Annotated in this window: 1 pseudogene (running past one end of the window); it reads left to right on the top strand. The window is 70.9% G+C overall.

The window, feature by feature from the left end:
- A pseudogene (locus tag ACFE99_RS24315) lies at positions 1–223 on the top strand (alpha/beta hydrolase fold domain-containing protein); its annotated part runs 657 nt beyond the window's last position; the annotation flags it as partial.

Genomic DNA, 223 nt, shown 5'->3' with positions numbered 1-223 from the left:
CGGTTCAGGCGGTTACCGCCACGCGCATAGCGCGTCCGACGGGTGTGTTGCGCACCGGCTTGGCCCGCCGCATATACGTGGAGAAAACCGGCACTGCCCGCTACGGTCCCCACGGTCGCGCGAACACGCTCGACGTCTGGCGGCGCAGTGACTTGCCGCGCGACGGGCGCGCACCGGTGCTGGTGCACATTCCGGGTGGGGCCTGGGTATTGGGCTGGCGGCG

This window comes from uncultured Mycobacterium sp., assembly GCF_964249325.1.
Taxonomy (GTDB): domain Bacteria; phylum Actinomycetota; class Actinomycetes; order Mycobacteriales; family Mycobacteriaceae; genus Mycobacterium.
The sequence above is the reverse complement of the archived record's forward strand: the minus strand, read 5'-3'. Positions and strand labels throughout refer to the sequence as shown.